Source organism: Blastomonas sp. 34TW, assembly GCF_059803595.1.
This window is the reverse complement of record NZ_JAPFGW010000002.1, coordinates 98,230-120,896: the sequence shown is the minus strand read 5'-3', so window position 1 is coordinate 120,896 and position 22,667 is coordinate 98,230. Positions and strand designations below refer to the sequence as shown.

Here is a 22,667-nt window from a genome sequence, read left to right as displayed (position 1 = left end):
ACTTGAAGGAGCATGAGACGATGGCACAGGCGGATTTCGACGTAGCGGTCATCGGCGGCGGACCCTCGGGGGCGACAGCGGCCAACGATCTGGCGCGGCGCGGGCTCAAGGTACTGCTGCTCGACCGTGACGGGCGGATCAAGCCATGCGGCGGCGCGATCCCGCCTCGGCTGCTCAAGGATTTCGAGATTCCCGAATCACTGCTGGTCGCCAAGGCACGCGCGGCGCGGATGATCGCGCCATCGGGCCGCGAGGTCGACATGCCGGTGGGCGATGGGCCCGAGGGCAAGGGCTTTGTCGGCATGGTCGATCGCGACGTGTTCGACGAATGGCTGCGCGAGCGCGCACGGTCCAATGGCGCGACCCGGATCACCGGCAGCTATGAGCGGATCGACCGGGACAGCGACGGCATGGCGGTGCTGGTCTGGCGCGAGGGGCGCGGCGGACCCGACCGCCGGTTGCGCGTGCGATCGGTCATCGGCGCGGATGGCGCGCGCTCTGCCGTGGCGAAACAGAATATTCCGGGTGCCAAGGACGTGAAATGCGTCTTTGCCTATCACGAGATCGTCAAGGCGCCCGAACCGGCGGTGGCCGCAGCGGCAGATTTCGACCCCGACCGCTGCGACGTCTATTATCAGGGCCATCTCTCGCCCGATTTCTATGCCTGGATCTTCCCGCATGGCGAGACCGCGAGCATCGGCCTGGGCAGCGCGCACAAAGGTTTTGCCCTGCGTGAGACCACGGCGCTGATGCGCAAGCAGGTCGGGCTGGACGGGTGCGAGACGATCCGCAAGGAAGGTGCGCCCATCCCGCTCAAACCCCTGAAACGCTGGGACAATGGCCGCGACATCGTGGTCGCGGGCGATGCGGCGGGGGTCGTGGCACCGGCGTCGGGCGAAGGCATCTATTACGCGATGGCTTGCGGGCGACTGGCGGCGGATGCGGTCTGGCAGTTCCTCGCCACCGGCAAGCCTGCCGCGCTCAAACAGGCGCGCAAGGCGTTCATGAGCAAGCACGGCAAGGTCTTCTGGATCCTGGGGATCATGCAATATTTCTGGTATTCGTCGGACAAGCGCCGCGAGCGCTTCGTCAAGATGTGCGCCGACCCCGACGTGCAGTACCTCACCTGGCAGAGCTATATGCACAAGGAGCTGGTGCGCCGCAAACCGGTGGCGCATGCCAAGATCTTCGTGAAGGACATGGGGCATCTGCTCGGCCTGTCGCGGGCCTGAACCGACGCTCGGGACGCAAGGGCCGAGAGGCCGCAGCTGGGAGGCTGGAATGCATCGTGAAGGCTTGCTGCCGGTCATCCTGGCAGCGATGGCGGCTCTGGTCGTCGCCGCTGGTGGCGCGACGATCACCGATCTCGGCCCCTGGTACCAAGGGCTCGCCCAGCCTGACTGGGCGCCGCCCGGCTGGCTCTATGGCGTCGCCTGGACGCTGATCTTCGCGCTCGCCGCCATGGCCTCGCTCGCCGCCTGGCGTGCCGCGCCGACGGTGAAGGCGCGGACCAATGTCATCGGATTGTTCGCGTTCAACGGCTTTCTCAATGTGCTGTGGAGCCTGCTGTTCTTCCGCGTGCAACGGCCCGACTGGGCGCTCGCCGAGGTGGCGCTGCTATGGCTCTCGATCGCCGGGCTGATCGTCTATTGCGGGCGCTTTTCGAAGCTCTCGGCCTGGCTGCTGCTGCCCTATATCGCCTGGGTCAGTGTCGCCGCTGCGCTCAACTATGCGATCGTCCAGCTCAACGGGCCGTTCGGTTGATGGAGGTCGTGCGCGCCCTGTTCGCCAGCGGCCATGTCGTCGATCTGGTGCTGGCGGTGCTCGCCGCCGAATTCGTCTGGCTGGTGATGCGCGGCAACCGCGCGATGGACGTCGGCCTGGGGCTGAGCGCGGCGGTGCTGATGATGCTGGCGCTGCGCGCTGCGCTCACCGGCGCCGCCTGGCCCTGGATCGTGCTGCCACTGGTCCTGTCCTTCCCGCTGCATCTGGCCGATCTCGGGCGGCGCGGGATGCTGAGCAAACGCGCGCCCTAACCGGTCCCCTGCGCATGCAGGGGCCCATCTCCTGCGCGCGCCGCTCACGCTTCCGCCGCTTCCTCTCGCAACCGTCCGATGATGGGCCCCCGCCTTCGCGGGGGACCGATATGAGATTTGGCGCCTGGTCACGCCTCTCCCTTGATGGGAGAGGCAGCGAGACTTGGCGACGCAGGAGCCTAGCCGCAGCGGTGAGGGTGATGGTTCGGCTGGGTGCAACGGTTCGCCCTTCGCGCCATTCGGAGAGATCGCCCCCACCCAACCCTCCCCCATCAAGGGGGAGGGCTTTAAACTGTGCCAATCCGCGATCGCGTCATGTCCATATAATGTGACAAACATCTGTCAAACATTATGGACACCTGCTAGCATTGCACAATGACCCGGCGCTTTCCCGATTGGCCAATCCATGCGGCATGAACCGATCATCGTCGCGGGCGCCGGCATGGGCGGATTGAGCGCCGCCGCCTTGCTCGCGGCAGCGGGCGAGCCGGTGCTGGTGGTCGAGCGGCAGAAGACCCCCGGCGGCAAGCTGCGCGAGGTGATGGCAGCGGGCCGTCCGGTCGATGGCGGGCCGACGGTGTTCACCATGCGCTGGGTGTTCGAGCGGTTGTTCGCCGATTGCGGCGGCGATCTCAATGCGGCGATCCCGCTTACCCCTGCCAGCCTGATCGCGCGGCATGCCTGGGGGCCGGAAGCGCCGTTCGATCTGTTCGCCGATGTGGGCGAAAGCGAATCTGCCATCGGCGACTATTTCGGCGCGCGCGATGCCGCCGGTTTCCGCAGCTTCTGCGCCGAGGCTGCGCGCATCTTCAACGTGCTGCGCGAACCTTATCTGGAGGCGTCCGCCCCCACGCCCTTCTCGCTGGTGACGCGGATCGGCCTGAAGCGCTTGCCCGAGACCATGGCGATCCGCCCCTATCAGGCGATGTGGAAGGCGCTGGGCCGCCATTTCCACGATCCCCGGCTGCAGCAGCTGTTCGGTCGCTATGCCACCTATTGCGGCTCATCGCCGTTCGTCGCGCCCGCCACCCTGATGCTGATCGCGCATGTCGAGCAGGATGGGGTGTGGCTCGCCGATAACGGCATGCATTCGATCGCGACGGCCATCGCGGACCTCGCGCGCAGCAACGGCGCGCAGTTCCGCTATGATGCCCCGATTGCCGAGATCGTCACCGAACATGGCCGCGCCGCCGGGGTGCGCCTGGAATCGGGCGAGGTGATCCGCGGCCGTGCGGTGGTGTTCAACGGCGATCCCGCTGCGCTCAACATCGGCAGGCTGGGCGAGGCGGCGCGCAAGGCGGTGCCGCCGGTGCCGCCGAAACAGCGCTCGCTCTCCAGCATGACCTGGCTGATGAATGCGAAGACCTCCGGTTTTCCATTGGTCCGCCACAGCGTGTTCTTCTCGAACGATTATCGTGCCGAGTTCGACGCGATCTTCGGGCGCGGCGCGGTGCCCGAATCCCCCACCATCTATATCTGCGCGCAGGACCGCGACGACCATAGCGCGCGCGCGCCGCCGGGGCCCGAGCGGCTGCAGCTCATCGTCAACGCGCCAGCCAATGGCGACACCAAACAGAGTTCACAGGCGGAGATCGACCGATGCGAGAGGCAAGTTTTCGGCTTCCTGGAGGCCTGTGGCCTGACGATCGACCGTTCGCCGGACAATTCGCATCTGGTGACCCCGGCGGATTACGAGCGACTTTTCCCGGCGACGGGCGGCGCCCTTTACGGCCGGGCGACCCATGGGTGGAAGGCGGCTTTCCAGCGGCCCGGATCAGCCAGCCGCCTGCCGGGGCTCTATCTGGCCGGGGGTGGCATTCACCCCGGCGCCGGGATCCCGATGGCGAGCCTCTCCGGCCGCTTGGCGGCAGAGCGGCTGCTTGCGGACCTGCCTTCGATGCGGTCGTCCCGCCGGGCGGCTATGCCTGGTGGTATATCGACGCGCTGAGCGACGACGGAAAACACGGCCTCACCATCATCGCCTTCATCGGCAGCGTGTTCTCGCCTTATTATCACTGGTCGGGGCGCGGCGATCCCAACAACCATATCGCGATGAATGTCGCGCTTTACGGCCCCGGCGGCGGCTGGTGCATGACCGAGCGCGGATCGAAGCATCTGGCGCGCGATCACGACCATCTCGTCATCGGCCCAAGTTCGATGCACTGGGACGGCACCAGCCTGCGCATTGATCTCATGGAAATCACTGCGCCGATCCCGCGCAAGGTGCGCGGCACGATCCGCGTCTATCCGCACATGATGCCGCAGACCGCCTGGCCGCTGGACCTCGAAGGCCACCATGCCTGGCGCCCGATCGCGCCGCGCGCGGCGATCGAGGTCGACATGAAGAGCCCAGGGCTTAGCTGGCGCGGCGAGGGCTATATCGACAGCAATGCCGGGATCGAACCGCTCGAGCGCGGCTTTTCCGACTGGCACTGGTCGCGCGCGCATCTGGGCCGCGATTCGGTGGTGCTCTATGAAGGCCAGCGCCGCGACGCCAGCCGCTTCGCCATGGGCCTGCGCTTCGCCGAGGACGGCACGATCAGCGAGGTCGAACTGCCCCCCGAACGCGTGCTGCCCAAGACCTTATGGCGCATGCCGCGCATCACGCGGGCCGATGCGGGCGCGCCGGTCGAGATCCGCCGGACATGGGAGGACACGCCCTTCTATTCACGCACCGCGCTGAAGACGCGGCTGTTCGGCGAGAGCGCCGAGGCGGTGCACGAGAGCCTGTCGCTCGACCGGCTGGAAAAGGGGATCGTGAAGCTGATGCTGCCGTTCCGGATGCCGCGGCGGGGGTGAGGGCTGTGTTTTGAGAGAGTAGGCAGGTTGCCGGAGCGATGGGTATTGGGTGGAGATCGGTCGTTCAAGTGCTACCATGCCGTTATGGAAGAAGCTCTCGGGTCATGGCGGCAGGATGGGCGTGTTAGCCTTTGGCGGTATCGCAAGGCCCGCAAGATGCATGACGGCTGGCACTTTTCAGCAGATGAAGAGGCCTGTGTTTGCCTTATAAAGCTACTCGATATTCTTTGCGGTGCGACAGAACCCGCGTATCGGACTCTCTCGGTCACACATCCCCAAAAGGTTGGAGCAGACCGCATTTTTGGTGATCACGACCTTCAGCTTGAAGTTCCCGCAAAACTTCGCCTTGGCAATGATCTTGACGGAACTGGATCAATTGGCCTTTCCAACGATGTTTTTGTCATGCCTCTCAGACCGGTGGACATCTCCAATCTCTCGGAAGCTGTAAGGGATGTATCAGTCGATCACGCTGACTTTGGCCTCAGCTTCGGCACAAGCGATACCCTGGTCAGGTTCTGGTGGTGGCCGAAGAAGCGCTAGGAAACGATGCCTGCAAAGGGGGCACAATCCCAAAGACTGTTTTTTCGTTCCAAGTTGATGGCGAACATTCGACCTATCACGGTCAAGCTGCATCCTTCCCCCAAACCGCTTGCCTGCGAAGGCAGGCATCCATCTCCTGCCCTCGTCCCCCGGCACACCGCTTGGGAGATGGGCCCCTGCCTTCGCAGGGGAGCGGGTTGTTTGTGCGGCGGGGCTTCGCGATTGTATCGGGCATCTTCGCGGCTTCGCGGGCTTCGCGTGAACGTGATTTTGCACGCGAAGACGCGAAGGCGCGAAGAAGGCGGGCGTGTTCAATAAGAGGCGTTGCGATGCACGTTCCCCTCCCTGCAAGGGAGGGGTTAGGGGTGGGTGCGCGGTCGCGCGCATTGGTACATCGAAGCGCGCGCGGATGACCCACCCCCTGCCCCTCCCTTTCAGGGAGGGGAGTCTGGTGGTGCGGGTCGCGCGGAGCCCATCCGCTGCTCATCGCGCAGCCTGAGCGATGTGGGTGCCTCGCGCTACTCTCAGCGGCTCAAAAGTCCGTCATCCTGAACTTGTTTCAGGACCCATCGTGCCCGATCAGCCGAAGCCGCGTGTGGAGAAATGGGCCCTGAAACAAGTTCAGGGTGACGGGATGGGTTAATCGCGATGCCACAGTTTGCAGTCGCCTTGCTTCAAACCGTCGCCTTCCGCCGCACGCCCGGCTCGGGTGGGTCGACCGGGGCGCCGGCGAAGCATTGCGCTATGGCCATCCAGGCGGTGGCGTTCGGCCCGGTCAGCTTGAGCGCCGTGTCCGCGATATTGCGCGTCTGGGTCACCACCTGGCAGAATTGCGCCGCATCGCCCTCGATCAGCTCGCCGTCCGCCGGTTCGCCGAACACCCAGATCTCACCCGACGGCGCGGAGAGGCGCAGTTGCGGCACCGGCTGGGGCGGCTCCAGACGGCGGTTCTTGAACGTCCAGCCATAGGTGTTGAGGCCGAGCACGCAGATATTCTTCAGCGCATCGCCATTCTCGCGCTCCTGGCCCAGCACGTCGAAGATCGCCTGGGCATGCGCCCAGCTTTCCATCAGCCGCGCGGTGATCGAGGAGCGCGCGCTCATGCTCGGCCCGGCCCAGGGCACGCGCTGCGCAGGGTCCGCCTCGGCGAAATCGGCGGCGACCGCGCGATAGGTTTCGGCCCATTGCGCAACCAACGCCTGTCCGGTCAGGCCATCGAGCCACACGCGCTCGAAACTGTTGAGATCGCCGCCTTTGGCGATGATACCGCCGACCTGTCGCATGAAGCCCTTGAACGCGTCCTCGTCCCTGAGCGAGAGCTGCGCCGCCTGGTTCCAGACGTGCAAGTGGCCGATGACATCGCTGATCGTCCAGCCCTTGAACGCGGTCGGCATCGCGAGCACCGCCTCGTCGAGCGGCGCGACCAGCGCGTGTATCCGGTCGCATTCGGTGAGGAAATCGGCGGCCTGCTGCATCACAGAAAGCCCTTCAGCTCGGCCATGAACCGATCGAACTGGTCATGGTGCAGCCAGTGCCCGGCATCGGCGAACTTGGCGAGCCGCGCGTTCTGGAACAGCTCCATCCGCCCATCGGCCTCGGGATCGGAGGCCCAGCTCTTCTCGCCCCAGCACAGCAGCGTCGGGCAGGTGATGCGCTGCCAGAGCTGGTGCATGTGCTCGGGCGGAATGTCGAGGATCGGCCAGATGCGGATATGCGGGTCGAACTTCCAGCTATAGGTGCCGTTCTCGTTGCGGATCACCGCATGTTCGCACAGATGCCGCGCCTGATCGGCGGTCAGATAGCTGTTCTCCGCATGCATCCGCGACAGGGCTTCCTCGAAGCTGTCATATTCGCGGTGCTTGCGCGTCGCCTTGGCGCGCTTGTCGGCATACCATTTGCGCCAGTGCTCGTGCACCGGGGTGGCGTTGCGCTCCTCGATCATTTTCGGAGACGGCCCCAGCCCCTCGATCGCGACGATCTTGCGCACCTTTTCAGGGTAAAGCCCGGCATAGCGCAGCGCAGTGTTGCCGCCGAGCGAGTGCGACACGATGGTCACCTGATCATAGCCGAACTGCTCGACCAGCTGCGACAGGTCGTAGACGAAGTTCATGATCGGATAGTTGCCGTCGGCGGTCCATTGCGAATCGCCATGGCCGCGCAGGTCGGGCGCGATGACGTGCCAGTCGGCCTGCAGCTCGCTCGCCACCCAGTCCCACGACCGGCAATGGTCCTCGCCGCCATGGACGAGGATCAGCGGCGGGGCATCTTCATTGCCCCAATCGGCATAATGCAGCCGCAGCCGCTGCGAGAAATAGGTCTGCGAAGAGGGTCCGGTCGGTTTCATGCCCGAACCTTAAGCGGCTTTGCGCGCAAAAGAAAAGTGGCTTTGGGTGGGGGTTTCGCCTGACGCTACGGCAGGCTTGGCAGCACGCGATGCGCGCACGAAAAAGGCCGGAGAAGCGGTGTGCTTCCCCGGCCTTTTCGGGTGTCATGGATCGAGAGGATCAATCCAGACGGGCAAGTTCCTTCTTCGAAAGCGAGGTCGTGACCTTGCCTTCGGCGGCGGTCAGGGTCGAGGCGCCGATGCGCACGACCTTGCCCTTGTAGATGACCAGGGCCGAGCCGTCTTCGAGAACGCGGGTCACCTTGCCGACGCGCTTGCCTTCGGCGTCGTAGATGGTCTGGTTCTTCGAGATCAGGGCGTCGTCCTGCGCGAAGGCGGGAGCGGCGGTGGCGGCCAGGAGAACGGCGCCGAGCAGTGCGGAACGAAGGTTCATGATGGCATTCCTTTCAATCGCGGGGGAGGACGTTGGCCCCTTATGGGCGGTATTCTTGTGAGGGCCATTTAAGCGCGCGATTGATAGGTTTCAATACGCAATGCTGCATTTGCGAATGATATTTTCGCCAGGATAGATGCAAATTTCGCAATCAGGCTTATGCATCGTTGAATTTCAAGGCCTTATAACCTCACTAGGAGTTGTGCATCGCAACAAAGTTGCGCTTTTGGCATGTATAGCTGAGCTTTCGGGATACATGACACCTTATCCGTTTGTCCCGAGCCCATCGACTGGCTGGCAAGCCAGCCGCTCAGGGTGAACTAAAGTCGAGGGACGTGATTGGCACGGGGTAGTACCTACGTCCCTCGACACGCTCGGGACAAGCGGGAAGGGGGTGCTGCTACAGCTTCAGCATCTGCTTGCCGCGATTGGCGCCGGAGAACAGCCGCTGCATCGTCTGCGGCGCATTCTCGAAGCCGTGCTGGATATCCTCGCGATAGGTCAGCCGCCCGTCGTGCACGAAGCCCGCGAGCCGCTTGCGGATGGCGGGGAACTCCGCTGCCCAGTCGAGCACGATGAAGCCGGTCATCGTCGCGCGGCGGAAGATCAGGTTGAAATAGTTCTGCGGCCCGGCGGGCATCTGCCCGGTCTCGTAACGGCTGATGCCGCCACAGATGACGATGCGCGCACCCGTCGCGATCTGGCTCAGCATGTCGTCGAGGATCGCGCCGCCGACATTGTCGAAGATCACGTCGACGCCGCGCGGGCATTCGCGCTTGATCGCCTCGCGCACGCCGCCCGCCTTGTAATCGATCGCGGCGTCATAGCCTGCCTCTTCGACCAGCCAGGCGCACTTGTCCGCCCCGCCGGCAATGCCGACCACGCGGCACCCGGCGATCTTCGCCAGCTGACCGACCACCGATCCGGTGGCTCCCGCCGCGCCGGAAACCAGCACGGTATCGCCCGCCACGGGCTTGCCGATCTTGAACAGCCCGCAATAGGCGGTGAGCCCCGTCGTGCCGAGCACCGACATCATCGCGGTCGGCGGAAGGTCAGGATCGCACGGCACCAGCCCCTCGCCGTCGGACAGGTGATATTCGGTCCAGCCGGTCGATCCGATCACCATCGTGCCGACCGGGAACTTGGCCTGGTTCGATTCGATCACCTCGGAAATGCCCGAGCCGCGCATGACCTCGCCGATCTCGGTCGGCGCGACATAATCGGCAATATTCTCCATCCAGCCCTTCTGCGCCGGATCGAAGCCCAGATAATGCGTCTTCAGCAGCATCTGGCCCGGAGCGGGCGGCGGCAGCTCGCGCGTGACGAGTTCGAAATCGCTGTCCTCGACCGGACGGCCGCGCGGGCGGCCTGCGATCAGCCATTGACGGGTGGTGGTCATGGTTCTTCCTCTCTCAAAACTGCCCCTCCCGTTTGTCCCGAGCCCTTCGACTGGCTGGAAAGCCAGCCGCTCAGGGTAAACTCAAGTCGAGGGACGCATTTGTAAAGGGTGGCGTAAGGTCCCTCGACACGCTCGGGACAAACGGCCGTGGTTAGGCTATCGAAATCACCCAATCTGCCGCTCGCCCTCCTGCCAGTAGAGCTTGCGCAATTCCTTCTTGAGTATCTTGCCCGAAGGATTGCGCGGCAGTTCGGATACGAAATCCACGCTCTTGGGGCATTTGAACCCGGCGATCTGCGTGCGCGCAAAGGCGATCAGATCGTCGGCGCTGACGCTCTCGCCCGGATGCAGCACGACGATGGCCTTCACCGCCTCGCCCCAGCGCGGATCGGGCACGCCGATCACTGCGCAATCGCGCACGGACGCGTGATGGTGCAGCGCGTTCTCGACCTCGGCGGGATAGATATTCTCTCCGCCCGAGACGATCATGTCCTTCACCCGGTCGTACAGGTAGAGATAGCCGTCTTCGTCACGATAGGCGGCGTCGCCTGTGCGATACCAGCCATCCACGAACGCCGTCGCATTGGCATCCGGCAGGTTGTGATAGCCCGCCATGACCAAAGGCGCGCGGACCCAGACCTCGCCGACCTCGCCCGGCGCACGGTCCCGCCCGTCCTCGCCGACGATGCGCAATTCGACATCGGGGAACGGCTTGCCGCAGCCCTTCATCCGGGGCGTGCCCACGACATCATGGTCCTCGGGCGGCAGATAGACGATCGTCCCGCTGGTCTCGGTCGCGCCGTACATCTGCACGAACTGCGCGTTGGGGAACATCTGCATCGAGCGGCTGAGCACATCGAGCGGGATGGGCGACGCGCCATAAGGCAGGACCCGCATCGAGCTGAAATCCGCATCCTGGGCATCTGGATGGTTGAGGATCATGTTGAGCACGGCGGGCACCGCGAACATCTTGGTGATGCCATGCCGCTGCACCGTTGCGATGATCGCCGCGACTTCGGGCTGGGCGAGGATGACGCCGGTACCGCCGCCGTTCAGCGTCTGCATCACCCAGGCCGTGCCGCCGATATGGAAGAGCGGCATCGCCACGAGCGACACGTCGCTCGGCCACCAGGCCGCCCAGTCCTCGCCAATCTTCCTGCCCTGGCTGAGCGAGGCGGTAAGGCTGCCGTGCGTGAGCAATGCCCCCTTGGGATGGCCGGTGGTGCCCGAGGTGTAGAGTTGCACCGCGACGTCCGCCGGTTCCAGCGCTGCAACGCTGTCATCCGGCGCAAAGCCCTGCACCCATTGCCGGAACGCGGGTCGCCCCTCGAATGCGCCATCGCTGAGCAGGATCGTCTCGAGACCCGCCTCGGCGCGCACCGCCAGCGCGTTGCCCAGCACCGCCGATTGCGTCAGCAGGAAGCGCGCGCCCGCGTCCTGGATGATATAGGCGATCTCGCGCGGCACCAGCCGCCAGTTGACCGCCACCGTCACCGCACCGATGCGCAACGCCGCGATCAGCAGGATGACATAGTCGATATGGTTGAGGCCGAGGAACGCCACCCGGTCGCCCTTGCGGATGCCGCTGGCTTTCAGCGCGGCGACGCAGCGGCAGGTGAGATCATGCAGCGTCGCGTAATCGAGCGCTTCGTCATCCTGGATCAGCGCGGTCTTGTGCGGCGTGGCAGCGGCCCCGCGCGCGACCATGTCGGCGATCATGCTCATCGCGTCAGTGCGCCATGGCCTGGGCGTAGAGATCGCCATCGGCGGGATAGAAATTGCAGTGGAATCCGCTCGGCACGCGGAACGGCACATGCACCCGCGCGATCGGGCCCGAGGCGATATCGAGCGCGTGGAAGATCGCGAGCTCGCTGCCCAGCGCATTGGCGCGGTGGACCAAAGTCATCGCATAGCCGTCGGCCTCGCCCTCCAGCCCCGTCTTCGCACCCAGGCGCGGCGCGAAGATCAGCTCGCCCGCAGCAGATCCCTTGCCGAAATGATAGATGTCTTCCTGGCCCGTCTGCGTATCGAAGCGCAGCACCGCATCGAGCCCCTCGGCCCGGGCATCGCGCGATTCGAGGTTGATATTGGCAAAGGCCTGGCGCGTCCGCCGCGTCATCAGCCGGTCGTCGGGGCGCGGGAATTGCAGGTCGCGCTCGTTGATGACCTCCTCGCGCAGCATGTCGGTGTTCGCCTGGAGGTCGATCGTCCAGCGGCGCAGGCTCTGGCGCGTGCCGGCATGCGTCGCGCGCACCCCGGTCTCATCGGGGAACAAAGCGGTGCCGTTGGCGGCGGCGACATCGGCGATGATCCTGCCCCCTTCTTCCCAGACGTTGAGCTCGTGGAACATGTGGCGCGGCTCGTATTCGAACCAGCGCACGTCACTGGCACTGCCACGGCGCGGCATCACCGCGAGCTTGGACGGGCGATCGTTGACCCAGGCGGTCATCGGCCCTCCGCGCATGAAGCGGCCAAGATCGGTGTCGATCGGCAGCACCGGAAACACCACCCAGTTCTCGGTCACGAAGAACGTGTGCATCAGGCTCATGTGGGGCACGGGAATGATCTCACTGTGCGTCAGCGCCCCGGTGCGGTCGATAATGTCATAGCGGATTTCCGCCGCGCCCATCGGCCCGTTGATCATCGCACCGATATTGATCAGCTCGCCGGTGGCATGGTCGATCTTGGGATGCGCGGAAAAGGTGGTGGAGATCGTCCCGCCATAATGCTCCTCGCCAATGGTGCTGAGGTCGCGCGGGTGCATCTCCACCGGCGGCGCGCCTTCCATCAGCGCGAGCAGCTTGCCGCCATGCACGATGATGTTGGTGTTCGCGGTATTGTAACGCTTGCCCTGCACCGAAGGATCGGCGGTCATCGGATTGCCGAACACCCCGAACAGGCGCTCGCCCGCCGCCCGTTCCAGCTCGAACTTCTCGGTCCGGACCCAGCGGTTGCGCATCGCGACGCGGCCATTCTCGATGAAGAAGCCGTAGACCATGCCGTCGCCGTCGAACCAGTGATATTCGTCGCCGCGCGTGGGGTGCAGCGGCTCGGGCCCGTTGCGATAGAAGACCCCGGCCAGATCATCGGGAATCTCGCCCTCGATCACCAGATCGGGCGCATCGGCCTCGAAGCGGTTCGGGGCATGGTGCCCGTGCAGGAACGGATGCGGGGGAAAGGGCCTGGCCATGTCTAAGCTTTTGCGATCCCGTTGGGCGTTGCAAGGAAAGGCCCGCCGCCCCGATGCAAAGGACGGCGGGCCAGCAAGAGGCTATCAGAATTCCAGCATCAGTTCCGCGCCGAATTGCCGCGGCGGGCGGACACCGGCAAAGGCGAACAGGCCTGCCACCGGCAACGTGCTCGAAAGCCCGCGATTGTCGAGAATATTGCGACCGAACACGCTGAACGTCGCCTGCGCACCGCCGAAATCGTGCTTGTACGACAGGGTCGAATCGAGGATCTCGCGCTCCGAGGCTTCGCAGCGGCGGTCGTTAGTAATGATGCCCTGCGCCTGCAGCGCCGGATCGGCGACGATACAGGTGGTGTACTTGTCGACATAGCGGAAGATGGTGCTCCAGCGGAACTCGCCATCGCCCACCGGCCGGGTATAATCGAACCCGGCCGACCAGGCGTATTTCGGTGCCCGGCGCAGGTCGAGATCGGACACGTCCACGCCGCCGCGCACGAAATTCTGGTAGTTGGCATCCAGATAGGTCGCGGAGAAGTTGAACGCCAGGTCGTCCGAAGGCAGCGCGACGATCTCGAGCTCGACACCCTTGATCCGCGCCGAAGCGGCGTTCTCGACGATGGTTTCCTGCGCCTGGATCGCGTTGAAGGGCGCTTGCGTCGCGCGCACCAGCTCTTCCTGCTTGTCCGAATAATCGGTCTGGAAGATCGCGATATTGGTGCGCAACCGGCGGTCGAGCCAGTCCGCCTTCAGGCCGATTTCATAGCCATCGACGATTTCGGGCTGATAGGGGCCGATCGCGGTCGGGGTCGCGGCGCGACCGTTGAAGCCGCCCGAGCGGAAGCCGCGCGAGTAGCTCGCATAGACCAGCTGGCCACCATCGAACTGGTAATCGAGGCTGGCGCGATAGGTAAACTCGCCGAAATCGTCGGAGCCACGGCAATCCGCAGCCACGATCCCGGCAAAGCCCACGGGGCAAGCCCCGGTCGGGCTGAGCGCAAAATTGGTGACCAGTGCCTTTTCATCCCTGGTGTAGCGGCCGCCGACGCCAAAGGTCAGGTTGTCCGAGAGCTTGAACCGCGCATCGGCAAAACCGGCATAGGATTTGGAGTCGCCGACTGAAAGCTGGAAGGCGCTGGCGCCGGGGCCCAGAAAGCCGAAGAACGAGGTCTGGCGCAGCGTGTACTGGCTGTCGAAATAATAGGCGCCCAGCACGATATCCATCCAGTCGGTGACGTCACCGGCAAAGCGGATTTCCTGGCTGAACTGCTCGTAGCGCTGGATGCGCAGCGTATCGAAGAAGTTGATCGATGCCGAATCGAAATCCTGCCGCACGCTTTCGTTGTTCTTGCGCCAGCCGGTAACCGACGTGAGCGTGAAATCGCCGAGCTCGATATTGATCGTGCCGCTGATCGCGTCGGTCTTGTTGCGCACCGGGGTCTGGATGTTACCGAACACCTGATACAGCAGCTTGCTGTTGGTGGGCGTGCGGTTGCACTGGTTGCCCGGAATCTGGAAGGCACGAACCAGACCGACCCCCGGCACCGGCACCTGAAGGCAGATCAGGTCGAGATCGTTCGAGACGCTGGCCGTGGCGACCTCGCCATCTTCCTCCATATGCTCATAGGTGATCACCGCCTCGATGTCGTCGGTCGGGGTGATGAGTGCGGTCACCCCTGCGGTCCATACCTCGTACTCGTTGGTGCGGCGGTTGCCCTGCGTCACGTTGCGCAGATAGCCATCGGTATTGTCGTAGAAGAAGAAGCCCTTGAACGCCAGAAAATCCCCGATCATCGGGGTGTTGACGACCAGTCGGCCGCGCACGGTGTTATATTCGGCATAGCCGATCGAGGCACGCACGCCCCATTCGCCGGTCGGCTTGCTGCGGCGCACATTGATGACGCCGCCGATGGTGTTGCGGCCGAACAGGGTGCCCTGCGGCCCGCGCAGGATCTCGATCGATTCGAGGTCGAACGCATCGAGCAGCTGGCCGGTGTTAGTGCCGATGAACACATCGTCGACCACCACGCCCACCGCCGGATCGAACGATTTCTCGATATCCTCGAAACTGATGCCGCGGATCGCGATCGCGGCAGCCGAAGGGCCGGCATTGACCGGATCGACCACCAGCCCGGGAACGCGCCCGGCAAAGTCGCGAAGATCGTCGACCGCGCCGGTGGCGAGCGCCTGGGAGTCAATCGCGGACACCGCGACCGGCACCGCCTGGAGCGATTCCTCGCGGCGCTGAGCGGTGACGACGATGGTGCGAAGCCCCCCCTCCTCGGCCTGCTCGGCGCTGGCCGCCTGATCGGAGGCCTCCTGCGCCATGGCCGCCTGGGGCGCCGCGAGCATCGCGAGCCCCAATGCGAAGGTTGATGCCGACAGATAGGTGGACACCCTCATCACAAACCTCCCCTCAATGCTGCGGCCTTTTTCGGCCCGCACCTTTTCCTATGCTGCGCGAAAATGATCCGGGGCCGACAATGCCTCAAGTGTCAAAAGTGACAGTCGCGGACCCTACGGCAAGCTTTAGGGTAGCAAGCATGAGGTCGGGCTTCCGACCCTATGCTGCGCCCGTTCGCGCGGCCCGCAAACCTGTGTCCAGGGGAGGTTCGATCATGCCCGTCCAGCGCAGCTTCTGCCGGTTCTGCCACGCCAATTGCGCGATCCTGGTCGAGACCGAGGGCGACCGCGTGGTGCGCGTGTCGGGCGATGCCGAGGACCCGGTGTTCGGCGGCTACACCTGCATCAAGGGTCGCCAATTGCCCGAAGCGCATCATCATCCCGAGCGCCTGATGTCCTCGCAGAAAAGGGGCGCACACGGCTTCGAGCCGATCGCCACCCAGGCCGCGCTCGACGAGATCGCGGAGCGGCTGAAGCCGCTGATCGAAGAGCACGGGCCGGACAGCGTCGCAATCTATGCGGGCACCTATGCGTTCCAGAACAGCGCCGGGGTCGCCTCGGCCATGGCGTTCGCGCAGGGGCTGGGGACGCGGCATTTCTATACCAGCGTCACGCTCGACCAGCCCGCCAAAGTCTATACGGCGGCGCAATATGGCAGCTGGTCGGGCGGCGGGCATGTGTTCGGCGAGGCCGATGTCGCCTTCTTCCTCGGCAACAACCCGATCGTGTCGCATTACGGCCCGCCGGGCGGCCTTCCGCCCTTCTCGCCCTCGCGCCGGTTGCGCGATGCGATCGCCGGCGGGCTCAAGCTGATCGTCGCCGATCCGCGCGAGAGCGATGTTGCCGCGCTCGCGCACATCCATTTGCCGGTCAAGCCCGGTGAGGACCCGGCGCTGCTCGCAGGCATGATCCATGTCATTCTGGAGGAGCGGCTCTACGACGAGGCGTTCGTGCAAGCGCATGTCGATGGCCTGGCCGAGCTGAAAGAGGCGGTCTCTGGCTTCCCGCCCGCGGTCGCCGCCGCGCGCGCGGGAGTCAGCGAGGCGGATCTGGTCGCCGCCGCGCGGATGTTCGCGGGCGGCACCAAGGGCTCGGCCAGCACCGGTACCGGGCCGGAAATGGCGGGCAACGGCACGCTGACACAATATCTGGTGAGCAGCCTCAACATATTGTGCGGGCGCTTTTGCCGCGAGGGCGAGAAGAGCTCGATCCCGCGCATCTTCACGCCGGTCACGCCGCGCCGCGCGCAGGTCAATCCGCCGATGAAGCTGTGGGGCCAGGGCTATCCCGCCTCACGCTTCCGGGGCCTGACGCATCTGATGTTCGAGATGCCGTGCAACGTGCTGGCGGACGAGATCCTGACCCCCGGGCCCGGCCAGGTGAAGGCGCTGATCTCGATCGGCGGCAACCCGATGCTCGCCTTTCCCGACCAGGACAAGATGGCGCGCGCGATCCAAGCGCTCGACCTGTTCGTCAGCGTCGATATCCGTAGCCAGGGCGTGTCCGCGCGGCGCAGCGACTATGTCCTCGCGCCGCTGATGAGCCTCGAACGCGACGACATCTCGTCGCTGTCCGAATGGTGGTACGAAATTCCCTATGCCCGCTATACCGAGGCGATCCTGCCGCGCCCGGGCGATCTGCTCGACGAATACGAGATGCTCTGGGGGCTGGCGAAACGGCTGGGCACCGGACTGCCGCTCGCGGGCGGGCCGTGCCCGATGGATGCCTGCCCCGACAAGGAGGCTTTTCTTGACCTCGCCGTCGCAGGCTGCGTCGTCCCCCCCAGCCAGGTCCATGCCGACAGCCCCGATGGCCGCCCGGTCATCTATCATGACAAGCATCCGATCGTCGAACCGGCCGAACCGGGTCACGAGGCGCGGTTTGATCTGGCAGCTGGCGCGATGCCGCAGCAGCTGATGCGATACGGTCGGGACGACCCCGCCGCACAGGGCTATCCGTTCCGGCTGATCTCGCGCCGCAGCCGCCACCGCTTCAACTCGACCGGCGGGCATCTTTCCGCGCTCAAGGCCAAGCGCACCACCAACCCGGCGCATATCCATCCCGACGACCTGGCCGGACTGGGCGTCGAGGACGGCGAGATGATCCGCATCGCCTCGCCGCATGGCGAAGTGCACGCGCTCGCCAAGGCATCGGCGGCCTTGCGGCGCGGGGTGATCTCGATGGCGCATGGCTATGGCGACCCCGATTACGGGCCGGACGAGGTGCCGTTGCGCGGGGGCTCGACCAACCGCCTGGTCAGCGAAACGGCGGGCTATGATCCGATCACCGGCCAGGCGCTGCAGAGCGCGATCCCGGTCAGGGTGCTGCGTGGTTGATGTCGCGTTCCATCGCGCCGGGACACGCGCGGGATTGCGGTCTCCAGCATGTTTGGGCATCACTAACCCCATGACTTTCACCCCCGTCACGCCTGCCGATATTGCACCCGGCACGACGCGTTTTGTGCAGCATGAGGGTGCAGCATTTCTGGTCGTGCGCGATGGCGATGGTGCGCTCCACGCGCTTGACGGGCTGTGCAGCCATGCGCTGCTGCCGCTGGAGGGCGCACGCGTGCGGCGCGGGCATGTGCTCTGCCCGCACCATGGCGCGCGCTTCGAAATCGGCACGGGGGCAGCCAAAGGTCCGCCCGCGCATTGCGGCATCCGGACCTGGCCGGTGCGGGAGAAGGACGGGATGATCGAACTGGATAGCGACGCATGATATTCGACGTGAAGGACAAGGTGGTGCTGGTCACGGGCGCGGCCTCGGGCATCGGCGCTGCCACCGCGCGGCTGGCGGCAGCGCGCGGCGCGAAGGTGATCGCGACCGATGTGGACGGCGAGCGCATTCAGGGCGTCGCCGCCGATTGCCAGTGCATCGGGCTGAAGCACGATGTCACCTCGAGCGACGACTGGGACAATGCGATCACCGCTGCCGTGCACCATTACGGGCGGCTAGATGCGCTGGTCAGCAATGCGGGGATCGTCAATTACGAGCCGATCATCGGTCTCGACATGGCGCGCTTCCGCAAGCTCAGTCAGGTGCATGTCGAAGGCAGCTTTCTGGGTCTGCAAAAGGCGGTGGCGCAGATGCGCGCGCAGGCCGGCGGCGCGCCCGCGACGGGCAGCATCGTGCTGACCGCATCGGTCATGGCAAATTGCGCCGCGCCCGCGATCTCGGCCTATGCGGTCGCCAAGGCGGCGATGGCCAATATGGCGCGCGCGGTCGGCGTGGAACTGGGCCGCAAGGGCGACATGATCCGGGTCAACGCGCTCTGCCCCGGCCCGACGCGCACGCCTTTGCTCGAAGGCGCGATGCCGCCGGGCGCGCTCGATGATCCCGCGCACTGGACCGACGTGCCGCTGGGCGTGCCGCAGGAGCCCGAAGACATGGCCGAGAGCATCCTGTTCCTGGTCAGCGAGGAGAGTTCGTTCATGACCGCGACGCAGATGGTGGTCGATGGCGGATGGAGTTTGACATGACCAAGACCGCCATCGTCACCGGCGCGACCTCGGGAATCGGGCGCGCCACGGCCATCCGTCTCGCCAAGGCCGGCTTTCACATCATCGCCACTGGCCGCAATCCGGAGCGCGGCGCAGAGACCGTCCGCCAGGTCGAGGCGGCGGGCGGCAGTGCCGAGTTCCACAGCTTCGACGTCACCTCGGAAAGCGATTGGGCCGCGTTCGCCGAGACGGTGACCGCGCGTCATGCTTCGGTCGATGCGCTGATCAACTCCGCCGGATCGTTCTTCACCAAAGCGCTGCCCGACACCACGCTCGCGGATTTCCGCGAGCTATGGACCGCCGATGTGGAGAGTGTCGTGCTGGGCACCAAATACGGCTTTCGCATGATGCGTGATACCAGGAGCGCCGGGTCGATCGTCAACATCTCCTCGCTCGCCGGCTTGATCGGGCTGGAGGATTGCGCCGCCTATTGCGCGGCCAAGGCGGCGGTGACGCATTTCAGCCGGGTCGCCGCATTGGAAGGCGCGCAGATGGACCCCAAGGTCCGTGTCAATTCGCTCAACCCCGGCGTGATCTATACCGAGATGATCACCGGCGCTTATGGCGACAATGATGCGGTGAAAGCCTTCGTGATGGACGGCAACGCGCTGCAGCGCGTCGGCACGCCCGAGGATATCGCCAGCGCCGCCACTTTCCTCGCCTGTTCGGCCTCGCGCATGGTCACCGGCACCGCGATGCTGGTCGATGGCGGACGCGGTGCGGACTGATCCTTTTTCCATTCCCTCCACGGAGACCCATCCCATGACCCAGAACCGCCAGTTCATCCTCAAGCGCCGCCCCGATGGCGCGCCGGTGGCCGAGGATTTCGCGCTCGAAACCTCCGCGCTGCCCGCGCTGGAGGAAGGCCAGTTTCTGATCCGCAACCATTATGCCTCGCTCGATCCCGCGCAGCGCGGATGGATGTCCGATGCGGACAGCTACATGCCGCCGATCCCCCTGGGCGCACCGGTGCGCGCGACCACGATCGGCGTGGTCGAGGAAAGCCGCGCCGAGGGCTTTGCCAAGGGCCAGTGGGTGATGGGCCTGAACGCGATCGAGGACTATTCGGTCGGCACTTTGGGCGGCTTCACCCAGCCGATCGACCCGCACGCGGTGCCGCAGGTGACCAATTACCTCTCGCTGTTCGGCGCGGTGGGCATGACCGCCTATTTCGGCTTTCTCGACGTGTGCGAACCCGAAGCAGGCGATGTCGTGCTGGTGACGGGCGCCGCCGGTGCCGTGGGATCGCTGGTCGGACAGATCGCGAAAATTCTGGGCTGCACCGCGATCGGCATCGCCGGCGGCCCGGAAAAATGCGCGCGGCTGACCGAACGCTATGGTTTCGACCATGCGATCGACTATCGCGGCAAGGATGTGAGCGCGCTCGACGCGGCAATTCGCGCGGTCGCGCCCGATGGCGTCGACGTGATCTTCGAGAATGTCGGCGGCGACATACTGGACGCAGGTCTAATGAACCTGAGGCACGGCGCGCGCATCGGATTGTGCGGATTGATCAGCGAGTATAACGCGCCAGAGCCCGTCGGCGCGCGCAACCTGTGGCAGCTGATCGTGCACCGCGCCTCGATCCGGGGCCTGCTGGTCGCCGATTATGTCGCGCGCTTTGCCGAGGGCGGCGCGAAACTGGGCGAATGGGCAGCAGCGGGCAAGCTGATCGTCGACGAGCATATCGACGAAGGGCTGGACAATGCGCTGCCTGCCTTTCTGCGGCTGTTCGAGGGGTCGAACCAGGGCAAGATGATCCTGAAGATCGCCTGAGCGTGCGGCACCTGCTGGTCCTGTCGGGCGGCCATCCCTATGAGGCCACGCCCTTTGCCGCGCTGCTCGCCAGCCTGGGCGGGTGGCGGGTGGAGCATCTGGTGCACCCCGAGGCCGAGGCGCTGGTCGCCAACGGCGCGGCAGAGCAGGCAGAAGCGCTGCTGTTCTACGACATGCCCGGCTTCACCTTTGCCGACGATATGGTAACGACACTGCCCCCGTCGCCCGGCTTTATTGCGGCGATCAAGGCACATTTTGCGCGTGGCAGGGGCGCAGTGGCATTGCACCATGCGCTCGCGGGATGGGCGGACTGGCCCGAATGGGCAGAGATGCTTGGCGGCAAGTTCCTCTATCGGCGCGAGACGCTGCGCGACCGCGAATGTCTCGATTCGGGCTATCGGCATGATGTCGCCTATGACGCGGTCGTGCTCGCGGACCATCCGGTCACGCGCGGACTGCCCGCCCGTTTCGCGATGGTCGACGAGCTGTATCTTGCCGAGATTTTCGCCGAGCAGGTGACACCATTGATCGCAGCGGATCACGAATTTGCTGCGCACAATTTTTACTCTGCCGCGCATGCCGTGGCAGGCCGGATGTTCGACAATTCGGAATGGCCGCATTCGCCCGGAAGCCATCTGATCGGCTGGACGAAGCCGGTCGCAGCGGGGCAGCTGGTCTATCTGCAATTCGGCGACGGGCCGGCGGCCTATGCCAATCCGCATGTGCGGCAAGTTCTGGCCAATGCGCTCGATTACGTTACACCGGAAGGAATGGGAGACAGGCAGGCATGAGCAGACTCAAGGGACGCAAGGCATTGGTGACGGGGGCCGCTTCGGGCATCGGCGCGGCGACGGTGGCGCGGCTTCTCGCCGACGGCGCGACGGTGCTCGCCTGCGATATCAGCGGCGAGGGCATGGCGGGCACCTTCAACCATGTCGCCAATCTTGCCGATCCGCAGGCGATCGCGCTACTCGCCGCCGCTGCCGAAAGCCAGCTCGGCGGGCTCGACATATTGGTCAACAATGCAGGCGTCTGCCCGGTGGGCACGCTCGAGGACCTGACCGACGATCAGTGGCAGTTCGGGCTCGATGTCAATCTGCTCGCCCCTGCGCGTCTCACCAAGGCCTGCCTGCCGCTGCTCAAGGCGTCCTCGGCGGGCCGGGTGATCAACACCGGATCAATCCTCTCGCGCTATGGCGATGCCGGGCTTGGCGCTTATGCTTCGTCGAAGCATGCGATCCTCGGTTTCACCAGATCGCTGGCGATGGAGCTTGGCCCCTATGGCGTCACTGTCAACTGCGTCCAGCCCGGCTGCATCGTCACCGGGATGACGCGCGGCATGCTGGAGAATGGCGCGGCGGCCGAATATTATCGCGAGAAATCGGCGCTCAAGCGGCTCGGCCAGCCCGAGGACATTGCCGATGTCATCGCCTTTCTCGCCAGCGACGACGCGCGCTTCATCACCGGCCAGGGCATCATCGCCGATGGCGGCGTGATGACGCACAGCTGAGTGGAACGGCGGTCGTCAGTCGGGGTCGAAATGGCTGACGACATCGCGGCTGGCGTGAACCACGGCGAGCAGATCCACCGTGCCCTGCGTGTACCGGAATACAAGAATGTAATTGCCCATCGGCGTGCTTCGGATGCCCGGACCCAATTCGGGGCGCGCCGTTCCGAGCGTGCCCGGAAACTCGGCCAGTTGACGTGCTTTGGCCACCAATCGCCTGCGAAAGGCCGCCGCGACTTCACGATGTCCGCTTTCGCGGAGAATATAGGCTGAAATTTCTCGAAGCTGTCGCTGCGCTCGCGCACTGACGCGGAGCGTCCGCATCATTCGGCAGCTTGTTGCTCAGACCAGCCCTCCAGATCGGCATCGAGTTGGGCCTCGACCTCCTCCAGCGAATACCATTTGTCTTCGGCAATCGCTGCATCAACTGTCTCGCGCAGCGCCGCCAGCTTCGTCTCGCGCTCTTCGACCAGGCGCAGGCCTTCGCGGATCACCTCGCTGGCCGAGGCATAGCGCCCGGTCTTGAGCAGCGCCTCGACATAGCCTTCCCAGCGTTCGCCGATCGATACGTTCATCGCAGTTCCTCCTTGCACCAGAGACGCGCAAGATTAGCACGATAACATAGAATGCACAAATTTCGTTATCGCGGCTTGCACAGACCGCCCTAGCATTTTCGACTATCGCGGGCGCGGGCGAGCGCGGGCTATGACGGCTTCATGGCACATCAGAACCATGGGAGCAGG

At 65.0% G+C, this 22,667-nt stretch carries 22 protein-coding genes; 13 read left to right on the top strand and 9 right to left on the bottom strand.

What is annotated here, in order from left to right:
• Positions 1-20 precede the first annotated feature (20 nt).
• The 6 genes from OPU69_RS03775 (at position 21) to OPU69_RS03750 (ending at position 5,375) form a co-directional block, all read left to right on the top strand.
• Positions 21-1,232 (top strand): geranylgeranyl diphosphate reductase, encoded by a 1,212-nt coding sequence (locus OPU69_RS03775; protein ID WP_498509394.1) that lies wholly within the window; start codon positions 21-23, stop codon positions 1,230-1,232.
• 49 nt (positions 1,233-1,281) lie between these two features.
• Complete coding sequence (locus OPU69_RS03770) at positions 1,282-1,764, top strand: TspO/MBR family protein (RefSeq protein WP_060979788.1); 483 nt, start codon at positions 1,282-1,284, stop codon at positions 1,762-1,764.
• A complete protein-coding gene (locus OPU69_RS03765) occupies positions 1,764-2,036 on the top strand; it encodes a hypothetical protein (RefSeq protein WP_498509393.1) in 273 nt (90 codons plus the stop codon). Before OPU69_RS03770 ends, OPU69_RS03765 begins: the two co-directional genes overlap by 1 nt.
• Positions 2,037-2,442: 406 nt before the next feature.
• Positions 2,443-3,984: a 1-hydroxycarotenoid 3,4-desaturase CrtD gene (gene crtD / locus OPU69_RS03760; RefSeq protein WP_498509392.1), complete on the top strand. Its 1,542-nt coding sequence runs from the start codon at positions 2,443-2,445 to the stop codon at positions 3,982-3,984.
• Positions 3,972-4,835, top strand: coding sequence for a carotenoid 1,2-hydratase family protein (locus tag OPU69_RS03755; protein WP_498509584.1), 864 nt, complete (start codon positions 3,972-3,974; stop codon positions 4,833-4,835). Before crtD ends, OPU69_RS03755 begins: the two co-directional genes overlap by 13 nt.
• 84 nt (positions 4,836-4,919) lie before the next feature.
• Positions 4,920-5,375 (top strand): hypothetical protein, encoded by a 456-nt coding sequence (locus OPU69_RS03750; RefSeq protein ID WP_156439106.1) that lies wholly within the window; start codon positions 4,920-4,922, stop codon positions 5,373-5,375.
• A gap of 674 nt (positions 5,376-6,049) precedes the next feature.
• Here OPU69_RS03750 and OPU69_RS03745 read toward each other — a convergent pair.
• The 7 genes from OPU69_RS03745 to OPU69_RS03715 form a co-directional block, all read right to left on the bottom strand.
• Positions 6,050-6,850: a TIGR03084 family metal-binding protein gene (locus OPU69_RS03745; protein WP_498509391.1), complete on the bottom strand. Its 801-nt coding sequence runs from the start codon at positions 6,848-6,850 to the stop codon at positions 6,050-6,052.
• Entirely contained in the window at positions 6,850-7,719 is an 870-nt protein-coding gene (locus OPU69_RS03740) for an alpha/beta fold hydrolase (protein ID WP_060976874.1), read from the bottom strand. Before OPU69_RS03740 ends, OPU69_RS03745 begins: the two co-directional genes overlap by 1 nt.
• A 160-nt stretch (positions 7,720-7,879) precedes the next feature.
• On the bottom strand, positions 7,880-8,152 hold the full coding sequence (locus OPU69_RS03735; protein ID WP_023838530.1) for a hypothetical protein: 273 nt from the start codon (positions 8,150-8,152) through the stop codon (positions 7,880-7,882).
• A 400-nt stretch (positions 8,153-8,552) separates the two neighbouring features.
• On the bottom strand, positions 8,553-9,551 hold the full coding sequence (locus tag OPU69_RS03730) for an NADP-dependent oxidoreductase (RefSeq protein WP_060976875.1): 999 nt from the start codon (positions 9,549-9,551) through the stop codon (positions 8,553-8,555).
• A 165-nt stretch (positions 9,552-9,716) separates the two neighbouring features.
• A complete protein-coding gene (locus OPU69_RS03725) occupies positions 9,717-11,276 on the bottom strand; it encodes a long-chain-fatty-acid--CoA ligase (protein ID WP_498509390.1) in 1,560 nt (519 codons plus the stop codon).
• A gap of 4 nt (positions 11,277-11,280) precedes the next feature.
• Positions 11,281-12,741 carry a carotenoid oxygenase family protein gene (locus tag OPU69_RS03720; RefSeq protein ID WP_498509389.1) on the bottom strand — a complete coding sequence of 487 codons (1,461 nt, stop codon included), beginning with the start codon at positions 12,739-12,741 and terminating at the stop codon, positions 11,281-11,283.
• 84 nt (positions 12,742-12,825) lie between these two features.
• Positions 12,826-15,141: a TonB-dependent receptor gene (locus OPU69_RS03715; protein ID WP_498509388.1), complete on the bottom strand. Its 2,316-nt coding sequence runs from the start codon at positions 15,139-15,141 to the stop codon at positions 12,826-12,828.
• Positions 15,142-15,356: 215 nt separating this feature from the next.
• On the opposite strand from OPU69_RS03715, the gene OPU69_RS03710 reads away from it, so the two are divergent.
• The 7 genes from OPU69_RS03710 to OPU69_RS03680 all read left to right on the top strand — a co-directional run bounded on the left by OPU69_RS03710 (position 15,357) and on the right by OPU69_RS03680 (position 21,927).
• Positions 15,357-17,477, top strand: a complete 2,121-nt coding sequence (locus OPU69_RS03710; protein ID WP_498509387.1) for a molybdopterin-containing oxidoreductase family protein — start codon at positions 15,357-15,359, stop codon at positions 17,475-17,477.
• A gap of 70 nt (positions 17,478-17,547) precedes the next feature.
• Positions 17,548-17,859 (top strand): Rieske (2Fe-2S) protein, encoded by a 312-nt coding sequence (locus tag OPU69_RS03705; protein WP_498509386.1) that lies wholly within the window; start codon positions 17,548-17,550, stop codon positions 17,857-17,859.
• Positions 17,856-18,620, top strand: a complete 765-nt coding sequence (locus tag OPU69_RS03700) for an SDR family NAD(P)-dependent oxidoreductase (protein ID WP_498509385.1) — start codon at positions 17,856-17,858, stop codon at positions 18,618-18,620. The genes OPU69_RS03705 and OPU69_RS03700 overlap by 4 nt, the downstream gene beginning before the upstream one ends.
• The gene (locus OPU69_RS03695) at positions 18,617-19,369 is read left to right on the top strand and encodes an SDR family NAD(P)-dependent oxidoreductase (protein ID WP_060976882.1); all 753 of its coding nucleotides are present in this window, start codon (positions 18,617-18,619) and stop codon (positions 19,367-19,369) included. Before OPU69_RS03700 ends, OPU69_RS03695 begins: the two co-directional genes overlap by 4 nt.
• Positions 19,370-19,403: 34 nt before the next feature.
• Positions 19,404-20,417, top strand: a complete 1,014-nt coding sequence (locus OPU69_RS03690; protein WP_060976883.1) for an NADP-dependent oxidoreductase — start codon at positions 19,404-19,406, stop codon at positions 20,415-20,417.
• A 2-nt stretch (positions 20,418-20,419) separates the two neighbouring features.
• The gene (locus OPU69_RS03685; RefSeq protein ID WP_498509384.1) at positions 20,420-21,208 is read left to right on the top strand and encodes a ThuA domain-containing protein; all 789 of its coding nucleotides are present in this window, start codon (positions 20,420-20,422) and stop codon (positions 21,206-21,208) included.
• A complete protein-coding gene (locus OPU69_RS03680) occupies positions 21,205-21,927 on the top strand; it encodes an SDR family NAD(P)-dependent oxidoreductase (protein WP_498509383.1) in 723 nt (240 codons plus the stop codon). The genes OPU69_RS03685 and OPU69_RS03680 overlap by 4 nt, the downstream gene beginning before the upstream one ends.
• Before the next feature lie 15 nt (positions 21,928-21,942).
• On the opposite strand, the gene OPU69_RS03675 is transcribed toward OPU69_RS03680, so the two are convergent.
• Both OPU69_RS03675 and OPU69_RS03670 read right to left on the bottom strand, forming a co-directional pair.
• Entirely contained in the window at positions 21,943-22,248 is a 306-nt protein-coding gene (locus tag OPU69_RS03675) for a type II toxin-antitoxin system RelE/ParE family toxin (RefSeq protein WP_498509583.1), read from the bottom strand.
• Positions 22,248-22,499, bottom strand: a complete 252-nt coding sequence (locus OPU69_RS03670; protein ID WP_498509382.1) for a type II toxin-antitoxin system ParD family antitoxin — start codon at positions 22,497-22,499, stop codon at positions 22,248-22,250. The genes OPU69_RS03675 and OPU69_RS03670 overlap by 1 nt, the downstream gene beginning before the upstream one ends.
• Positions 22,500-22,667: the final 168 nt, after the last annotated feature.